Source organism: Staphylococcus pasteuri, assembly GCF_030547725.1.
Classification (GTDB): domain Bacteria; phylum Bacillota; class Bacilli; order Staphylococcales; family Staphylococcaceae; genus Staphylococcus; species Staphylococcus pasteuri.
Window position 1 is genome coordinate 1 of the sequence record NZ_JAUOQO010000766.1, and the last position, 245, is coordinate 245.

At 61.6% G+C, this 245-nt stretch carries 1 protein-coding gene; it reads left to right on the plus strand.

Annotated elements, in window-relative coordinates; translation table 11 throughout:
• Positions 1 to 245 (plus strand): hypothetical protein (locus Q4528_RS15430; protein ID WP_303522592.1); only part of this gene is annotated, 245 nt, incomplete at both ends.

Below are 245 nucleotides of genomic sequence, written 5' to 3' on the forward strand. Positions count from 1 at the left end.
GAGCAGCCGGCACTCGCTGGTCAATCGCGTCGACGTCGATTTCGGCTACCGATTCCCGAGAGTCAAGGCCGAGGGCTGGCCACTGTCGTACAGCTACGTTTACGAGGGCGACATTGATACCTTCGTTGATGGCAGCAATCAATTCCTGACGCGCGCGGCCGTCGAATCCGCCATCGAGGCCGCTGGCGGCACGGTCGAATCGATCACTTACACCGCGCTCCCATCGACCACCATCGGCTCATGGG